We start from the raw sequence: 8,114 nt of genomic DNA, 5'->3' as shown, positions 1-8,114 counted from the left end.
CTGTTACGCATTTAAAAGTCATATTGTAGGGTGCGTCAGATTTAGATATTTTCCTTTCTACATAGGCTTTAACGTCTGACGCACCCTACTCGTTAATAAGTGATTTAAATGCGTAACAGCTTATAAACTACCAGTAGCAATCTAAATTCATCCTAAAGAACACATTTTCCGAACCCGTATTTTGGTAATGTGAAGCTCGGAATCTGAGGTGTTACAGTTTAGTTGTGGGCTACCTTCCCTGGTGACGGTTGCTTTTAAATTTATGAGTTAATGAATTAGGAAACCTCCCATGTCTGAAACTCAACCAGAACAAACAACAAATCAATCTCCGAGTGTTGTAACTCCTACCCCAGTTGCTACTCCTCCTGCAACAAAAGCAGTTCCAGCTACAAATAGTGGATTATTCAGTAATTGGAAACTGAAAGCAGGCATCATTGGTACAATTTTAGCTATCTTTGCTATTGGCATATTTACTATAGGCTTCTATTGGGTCAACATAGTAGCAACTATGGGACTAAATAATTGGTCTAGACGTGCCAATGCTCAACCCATCGAATGTATGATGAGGGACACCGATAATAATGGTTACGTTAGCTGTAGTGCCAAGGAAAGTGATGGTAAACCCATAGCTCTGGAATGTGGTTCTAGTATATTCAACATCGGTTGTCGAGTAAAAGTAAAAATGGAACCTTGAGTGCTTTTGAATACTGAATAATTTTCATTCACTCATTTTTGAGAGTGAAGTGAATCGTGTTTTACCTCACTCTCAAGACATATTAGATTTGTGATTTAAGATTTTCGATTAAACAAAGATTCAAAATCAGAAATCGAAAATCCAAAATCTAAAATTGCTTAAGCCATTACCATTCCACCATCCACATTAAACACTTGTCCAGTAATATAAGCAGCAGCAGAGTCAGCAGCTAAAAAACGCACCATCCCAGCAATTTCTTCGGGTTTTCCGTAACGACCTAAAGGAATAAATTTGAGGATTTCTTCAGATTTCAAATTGCTAGTCATATCAGTTTCAATAAATCCAGGTGCCACAGCATTTACTGTAATTCCTCGACTAGCAAATTCTTTGGCAATAGTTTTAGTAAAACCAATTACGCCAGCTTTAGCAGCACTATAATTTGCTTGACCGGGATTTCCCATTTGTCCAGCTACAGAAGTAATATTAACAATTCGACCAGAACGTTGTTTTAGCATTAGTTTACTAACGGCGCGAGTACAGAGGAAAACACCTGTTAAATTCAGGTCAATTACTGCTTGCCAATCTTCTGGTTTCATGCGTAATAAAAGCGTGTCGCGGGTAATTCCGGCGTTATTGACTAAAATATCAACTCGACCCCATTTTTCGGTAACGGCATTTAGGAGACTTTCTACTTGTTCCGCTTGAGAAACATCTGCTTGTAAGGCGACAGCTTCACACCCCAAGCTGTTAATTTCGGCTACCACTTCATCAGCTGCGGTACTGGAACTAGCGTAGTTAACTACCACATTTGCACCTTCTGCGGCTAAAGCTAAAGCAATGGCGCGACCAATTCCCCGTGATGCGCCAGTAACAATAGCAACTTGTCCACGTAAACGCTGAAGATTCTCTGGCAATTTTTCCATGAAGAGTTCCTTTTTTCTCTAAATGCAACAGTAAGTAAAAACACTGCGCTAACTATCTTAGGTTGATTCGTACCCTAGTCGGACAGAATTTTTTCAATCAGGAATTAGGATGTATTTATGGTTGTTCAAAAAAAAGGTTTTATGATATGGCGACAAAACAAGAGTTCACGAGTTTTGACGATTTGTTAAGCAAGTCGGATTTGCCTGTGTTGGTGGATTTTTATGCTGAGTGGTGTGGCCCTTGTAAAATAATGGCAAAGATTTTAGAAGAGGTGAATGCTGAATTGAGCGATCGATTAAGAATTGTAAAAATTAATTCCGAAAAGTATCAAGAGTTAGCATCACAACATAATATTTACGCTTTGCCAACTTTAATTCTGTTTAAGAATGCCGAACCTGTAGACAGAATTGAAGGCGTAGTTCAAGCGAAACAACTAATTCAAAGGTTACAAAATTTCCTGTGATCGATCGAGAAATTACTTAAGCCACCTGATTCTTTGAGTTGGGTGGTTTTATAATTAAACTAATGTTTTTTGCACCGAAAAGACAATGAGTGAAACAAAATCTAATCGAGTTGTGCGACGAGGCAGAATTTTTCCAGAAATTCAATGGTCTGAGGAAAAGAAAGCGCAATGGCAAGCTGAAAGTAAAGCCTTTCGTCAGCGTTGCGAAGTAATTTTTAAACAAGTGCAACCAGAGTTAATTAAAACTCATTACAACTGGTATATTGCTGTTGAGCCTGAGAGTGGAGATTATTTTATCGATAAAAATGACATGGTGGCAACAAAAATGGCTCTTGAGAAATATCCTCATCGTAAGTTACACCTTTTTCGGATTAATGAAACAGGGGTTTGTGGCACAATATGATTCAGGGGAGATTTGGCGAGAGTGATGAGTTGTTTTTTGAAATTGAGTTGATTACTGGGGAAGGGTTAGAGTTACCAGTTGAGGCGTTACTGGATACAGGATTTTCTGGTTGGGTAGCAATCAATTATCAAGATTTAGATGGACTTGATTGGATTTTTGTAGAGCAACAAGTAATGGGAACAGCACAAGGAGATTTTGAGTTTGGCATCTATGCTGGAAAAATGCGAATAGATGGAGAAGAGTTTGATATTCCGGTTCATGTTGGAAATGGAGTTCCCGAAATTTTAATTGGTCGGCAATGGTTAAGAAGTCGGCGGTTGGTGGTGGATATGTTATCAGGTATTTTGACTTTGGGGAATGGTTGAAAAGAGCGATCGCCAACTCTCAGAAATCAGCTTTATCTAAAAAAATTATTGGTGCGTCACACTGCATTAAGCTGTTACGCATTTAAAAGTCATATTGTAGGGTGCGTCAGATTTAGATATTTTCCTTTCTACATAGGCTTTACCATCTGACGCACCCTACTCGTTAATAAGTGATTTAAATGCGTAACAGCTTAACGCACCCTACAATTAGTTTAAATTCGCTTGCAAAGTAACCAACGCAATTCTATTGGTGGCTTACCATTAGCTATGGGAAAAATATCCCTACCAGTTGACCAATTAATAAACCATCCTGTCGGGGGCCAAGCTTCCTCTGGTAAATGTGATTTTTCAAATTCAAATACTGGTTCATCAGAAACTATTTCTAATGGTAAACCTTCCATTGCTGATTGTAAATCTGCTCTTGTAAATAGAGAAGACCAAGCAATTTCTGAAACTTCTCTAGCGGTTTGATCTGGTTCGTAACCATCAACTGCCAAGAAAACATTAAACAGTAATAAACCACCAGAACGTAATACATCACTCATTTTTGCTAGCAAAAGTCGCAATTGATCTGCATCACGAAGATGGGAAGTTACTTCAGAAACAATTGCTAATTTATAGTGTGCAGGTCGCATTCTCACCATTGGGTCGAGAATGTTACCTTCAGTAACTACTACTGGTAGACTTTCTGCATCTACAGCTGCTTTAATTTGTTGCACAAAAGCGGGAGTTAATTCTACAGCATGAACTAAATAACCCAATCTTCCCAAAGGTAATGTATTGCGACCTGTTCCGGCACCTACATCTAAAATTGGTGTAGTACCAGGATCTTGGTTCATTTCTGATACCACAGACATCAGTTTGGCATCTGGATGAGAACCAAATAAAGGTGGTTTTCTAGTTTCTACCCAGTTTTTATATTGGTCTGCTACTGTGGAAACTGCTGTAGAAATGTTGCAGCTTAAACCCACTTCCGGTGCTTTAGCTGGTTCGTATTTAATGATTACGTTAGAGTGGGGAGAAACGGCAAATCCTTGCTCTAGTCTTTTACTAAGAATCTGACGCAACTGATCTAATTCTGTTTCTGAGAAAGGTCTACCAAAGGTTTCAAACAGTATTCTCAGTCGCTTCATGTAATTATCTAACATGGAGGGTACGCAAGGTAGTACCAATTCTCCACGGGGATAAATGCGACTATTAAGTTTGCCGATAATGATTTTTTCTAGTACAGCCGGATCGGTAATCAAAGGCTGTTGTTCTGTTGTTGCTGGTGTTTCTTTAGAAGCGACCAAGTTGCTAGTCTCCCTTGCTTGAGATCTGTCAGATTGATTTTCGATTTTAACTCAAAGTTAGTGATTAAATTTATGCGATCGCTCTCACCTGACTCAACTTACCTACTCAAGCAGTCCGCGGAGCTTGCCAACTCTAGTTAAGCAAAATATACTTTAAATCAGCCAATTTTATCCTCAAATCTAGCAAAAGCATCGCCAATGTCTGACACTCCCTTAATTGTTTCTCCTCAATGGCTATCTGAGCATCTAGAAGATCCCCAAGTTATCATTGTAGATTGTCGTTTTTCCTTAGCCGATCCAGAATTAGGACGCAAACAGTATCAAATTAATCATATTCCTGGCGCATTTTATCTGGACTTGAACCAAGATCTCTCCTCACCAGTGGGAGAACATGGGGGAAGACATCCTTTACCGAATATAGAAGAATTAGCCGAAAAGTTAGGAGCAATTGGCGTAAATTCGGGAGAAACTTTAGTTGTGATTTATGATGACTCTCGCTTTGGATTTGCGGCGCGGTTATGGTGGTTATTGCGCTATTTAGGACATGACAAAGTAGCGGTGTTAGATGGTGGTTGGAAGTCTTGGGTGAATGGTAATTATCCGGTGTCGGAAAGTATACCAAGTGGGAAAGCAGGAAAATTTGTGGTCAATTTGCGATCGCCAATGGTCGTCGATATTGAAACCGTAAAAACCCGCAAAGATTTACCCGAAGTTGTATTAATTGACTCCAGAGAAGGAGAACGTTACCGGGGAGAAAAAGAACCAATAGATCCGATCGCCGGACACATTCCCGGTGCAGTAAACTACCCTTGGCAAGAAGTCACAAACGAACAAGGAAACGCCAAACCACCAACAGCACAAAAAAGCCGTTGGTCAGAAGTAGAAAATGCCGAAGAAATAATCGTTTATTGCGGTTCTGGAGTAACAGCTTGCGTCAACTTACTCTCCTTAGAAATAGCCGGAATTAAAACCGCCAAACTTTACGCAGGTAGTTGGAGTGATTGGTGTTCTTACCTTAATAAATAGGAAAGTTAATACTGTAAGTAAGACTAAATAAAAAATCATTGTAATTCAGATAACTTTCCGAAGAATTCCCAGTACTAAAGCCAAACCTAAAAACCAATTGATTCTGGCGATTTAAACTGTAAGTAATCCGACCAAGGAAGCGATTAAAATAATCTAATCGCTTTACCTTGGTGTAGTCAGAGAGAAAAAATTGATATTCCACACCAACTTGGAAACTCGGGCGAATATAGTAACCTAAAGACACAGTTAAAAAGTGAGTAAATCGGCTGAGATTATCTGGATCGGCCAAATCCAGAGCCACATTATAATAAGAATACAACTCTAATTTGGGGTTCAGAAAATCTCGTCGTGATAGCCACAAATAGAAGAAATCTTCCTTCAAAAAGCGATCGCCATTAGTCCGAAACAACTGTTGATTATACCAACCAACCTCACCAGTCATCCGAGAATTTAACTGCTGACGAACCCCAGCCTTAAACCGCACCAAATTATAATCATACTGAGACTCCTTAAAATAACGAGTCAAATTCCCATCCAAAGACAAACTTAACCAAGTTCTCGCACCAATCTTAGGAGTTGACCAAAACAATAAACCCGGAGAAAACATTGAATCCGTAACCGGATCGATATTATAAAAAAGATTATTACTCCGAGAAAAATTTAGCGTCGGCACAAAATACAAAACAGGTTGACGTTCCGTAGGTGGAACTTTTCTTAACCGCAACCGCAACCTACCCAAATCAGGATCGACCTCCACATCTTCTTGTTCCAATTCAGTCTCCGTTTGAGCCACAGAAGAACTAGAATCAGAAACATCTTTTGGTTGAACATCATCCAATGTTAAACCTTCGCCAATTATCACACCGTCAAGCTTCACCCCTAAACCAGGAGTTTGCAAATCTGCTGCTGACTTACTTACCGAACTGAACACAGCTTCTTCCCCAGGAGCAAGATGAGATAAACTTTGCCCGGAAAAATCAGCCATTAAATGCTCCTTTTCCAAAGCAGTCCCAGGACTAGCGACAGCAGCATTCAATTCCCAAGTCAAACAAGCAACACCACTAGACACCAAGAAAAACCAGAAAAAAAGATTTTCTTGAGGCTGCCGCCGTAAATTTAAATAGTGATGTAAAGAAAGACCTAGCTTGCTAATAATGGCGCTCCCACAAAGAAATTTCCACTTAAATACTGATTTTGAAGTAATTCTCAACTTAAAATCACCCACAAAGTTAGATTAAATTAGTATCAACACCCAAAGCTTACTTAAGGAATAACGCTTAAGTGGTTGATTCGATTCACCCGAAAGTGTAATCAAGCCGACACTAAAGACCCTATTTTTGTAGTATGGGGCTAAAGCGCCTATTCTAATTACGATATTACGGGTTTTCTTGCTTGAGGTAGAGCCATGTCTCAAAAGTTAATTCTGCTTCTAGGCGTAATTTTATCGGGCATTATAGCCTTATCAATACCCAAGGCGGTACGTGCCCAAACGCCATTAACCAGAGCAGTTGTCGAAAGCATACGCAATTTAGTGCGACTAATTCCACAAAGTCAAGGAGGAAGACCTGCGAGGATATACGATCGAGTCAGTCCCGGAGACTCCCTAGCCACTGGCCCCCAATCCTTAGCAGAATTACGCTTTAATGATGGTTCCTTAGCCCGTATTGGTCAACAAGCCGTATTCTTGTTTTTACCCAATACCCGTACTTTTCGGCTGAATAACGGAACCATGTTACTACTGATTCCCCCTGGACGCGGTGAAACTCGCGTGCGAACACCCAACGCCAGAGCCGGAATCCGGGGATCTGCCTTATTTGTACGTTACATTCCTGATACAAATACAACGATCGTAGGTGCACTCACAGATAGCAACATAGAAGTATTTAACCAAACTGGCTCCCAAAGAGAAGGACTGCGAGCCGGACAGCTAGCAGTCATCGAAAAAGACAGAATTACAGGCATATATGATTTCGATCTCAAAACTTTTTATGAAACTAGTGAATTAACCAAAGGACTCAATCTAACCGAATTAACAAACCAAATTGCCACCAATACACCTACACAAGTTCAAATAGAAACTTCCACTGCTTTAGCTGCTCAACCTCCTGTAACAGGCGAAAGTATTCTAGAAAATCCGCAATTTGTCCGCCTTCCCTCAAATACATCCAACCCATACCAAGTTGTCTTGCGATGCACTGCTTCAGGCGTTGCCGGAAAGCAAGGAAGCACAGCAGCAGACGAATCTTTCCAATTGCAAATTTCTTTTTCTCCTACTGCTAGTTCTCAGAACAGTTCAGATTGTGATTTAGCATTAGCCTTTGATGAATCTAAAACCATCCCCCCAGAACCGAATTCACCATTACCAAACAATTTACCTACTTATAGAAATCCTTTAGAATCATTTCCTCCCGTAGAAGCTGGGGAAGGTTTGTTAAATCAACCACCACCCCCAGCGTCATCCTTGCAACAACCACCACCCCCGGCAGCGCCCCCCGTAGCACCGCCGCCAGTACCGCCCTTGCAACAAGCAGCACCCCCGCCGCCTCCACCACCCGCGCCACCCCCGCCACCCCCACCACCCGCGCCATCCTTGCAACAAGCAGCACCCCCGCCACCCCCGCCGCCCCCGCCGCCAGCGCCACCACCACCGCCAGCACCGTCCTTGCAACAACCACCCCTGCCAGCACCCCCACCACCGCCGCCAGTGGTAGCACCACCGCCGCCCCCACCACCGCCACCGCCAGTGGAAGCACCAACGCCACCCCCAACCCCGCCCCCCCAGGGAGGACCACCGGCGCCCCCCCCGCCGGCGCCCCCCCGCCCCCACCCCCCCCGCCCCCACGCGGCGCCCCCCCGCCGCCACCCCCCCCGCCGCCCGCGCCGCCCGCGCCGCCAGACCCCGCACCACCAGCGCCACCAGCGCCGCCAGCGCCGCCAGCGCCGCCAG

The 8,114-nt window shown here is 42.5% G+C and carries 9 protein-coding genes; 6 read left to right on the top strand and 3 right to left on the bottom strand.

From position 1 onward, the window contains the following. The first annotated feature begins 289 nt into the window (after nt 1-289). Complete coding sequence (locus ACE1B6_RS06930; protein WP_413256518.1) at nt 290-694, top strand: hypothetical protein; 405 nt, start codon at nt 290-292, stop codon at nt 692-694. Between the two features lie 158 nt (nt 695-852). On the opposite strand, the gene fabG is transcribed toward ACE1B6_RS06930, so the two are convergent. Beyond that, nucleotides 853-1,617, bottom strand: coding sequence for a 3-oxoacyl-[acyl-carrier-protein] reductase (fabG, locus tag ACE1B6_RS06925; protein ID WP_413256517.1), 765 nt, complete (start codon nt 1,615-1,617; stop codon nt 853-855). Between the two features lie 146 nt (nt 1,618-1,763). On the opposite strand from fabG, the gene trxA reads away from it, so the two are divergent. The 3 genes from trxA to ACE1B6_RS06910 all read left to right on the top strand — a co-directional run bounded on the left by trxA (nt 1,764) and on the right by ACE1B6_RS06910 (nt 2,849). Then, nucleotides 1,764-2,081, top strand: coding sequence for a thioredoxin (gene trxA / locus ACE1B6_RS06920; RefSeq protein ID WP_413256516.1), 318 nt, complete (start codon nt 1,764-1,766; stop codon nt 2,079-2,081). An 85-nt stretch (nt 2,082-2,166) separates the two neighbouring features. Next, nucleotides 2,167-2,484: a hypothetical protein gene (locus tag ACE1B6_RS06915; protein ID WP_413256515.1), complete on the top strand. Its 318-nt coding sequence runs from the start codon at nt 2,167-2,169 to the stop codon at nt 2,482-2,484. After that, nucleotides 2,481-2,849 carry an aspartyl protease gene (locus ACE1B6_RS06910; RefSeq protein ID WP_413256514.1) on the top strand — a complete coding sequence of 123 codons (369 nt, stop codon included), beginning with the start codon at nt 2,481-2,483 and terminating at the stop codon, nt 2,847-2,849. Before ACE1B6_RS06915 ends, ACE1B6_RS06910 begins: the two co-directional genes overlap by 4 nt. 212 nt (nt 2,850-3,061) lie before the next feature. On the opposite strand, the gene ACE1B6_RS06905 is transcribed toward ACE1B6_RS06910, so the two are convergent. Beyond that, a complete protein-coding gene (locus ACE1B6_RS06905; RefSeq protein ID WP_413256513.1) occupies nt 3,062-4,141 on the bottom strand; it encodes a class I SAM-dependent methyltransferase in 1,080 nt (359 codons plus the stop codon). A 198-nt stretch (nt 4,142-4,339) separates the two neighbouring features. On the opposite strand from ACE1B6_RS06905, the gene ACE1B6_RS06900 reads away from it, so the two are divergent. Then, on the top strand, nt 4,340-5,167 hold the full coding sequence (locus ACE1B6_RS06900) for a sulfurtransferase (RefSeq protein ID WP_413256512.1): 828 nt from the start codon (nt 4,340-4,342) through the stop codon (nt 5,165-5,167). Here the strand turns inward: ACE1B6_RS06900 and ACE1B6_RS06895 are convergent. After that, the gene (locus tag ACE1B6_RS06895) at nt 5,157-6,236 is read right to left on the bottom strand and encodes a hypothetical protein (RefSeq protein WP_413256511.1); all 1,080 of its coding nucleotides are present in this window, start codon (nt 6,234-6,236) and stop codon (nt 5,157-5,159) included. The genes ACE1B6_RS06900 and ACE1B6_RS06895 overlap by 11 nt on opposite strands. Before the next feature lie 336 nt (nt 6,237-6,572). Here ACE1B6_RS06895 and ACE1B6_RS06890 point away from each other — a divergent pair. Next, the coding region (locus ACE1B6_RS06890) for a FecR family protein (protein WP_413256510.1) at nt 6,573-8,114 on the top strand (1,542 nt) is incomplete at its 3' end.

Source organism: Floridaenema fluviatile BLCC-F154 (assembly GCF_041929135.1).
Classification (GTDB): Bacteria; Cyanobacteriota; Cyanobacteriia; order Cyanobacteriales; family Aerosakkonemataceae; genus Floridanema; species Floridanema fluviatile.
Note: the sequence above shows the minus strand (reverse complement) of the source record. Positions and strands in the feature narration are given on the sequence as shown.

Coding starts and splice junctions, on each gene's coding strand:
- ACE1B6_RS06930 (WP_413256518.1), top strand. CDS start 290: ATGTCTGAAACTCAACCAGAACAAACAACAAATCAATCTCCGAGTGTT.
- fabG (WP_413256517.1), bottom strand. CDS start 1,617: ATGGAAAAATTGCCAGAGAATCTTCAGCGTTTACGTGGACAAGTTGCT.
- trxA (WP_413256516.1), top strand. CDS start 1,764: ATGGCGACAAAACAAGAGTTCACGAGTTTTGACGATTTGTTAAGCAAG.
- ACE1B6_RS06915 (WP_413256515.1), top strand. CDS start 2,167: ATGAGTGAAACAAAATCTAATCGAGTTGTGCGACGAGGCAGAATTTTT.
- ACE1B6_RS06910 (WP_413256514.1), top strand. CDS start 2,481: ATGATTCAGGGGAGATTTGGCGAGAGTGATGAGTTGTTTTTTGAAATT.
- ACE1B6_RS06900 (WP_413256512.1), top strand. CDS start 4,340: ATGTCTGACACTCCCTTAATTGTTTCTCCTCAATGGCTATCTGAGCAT.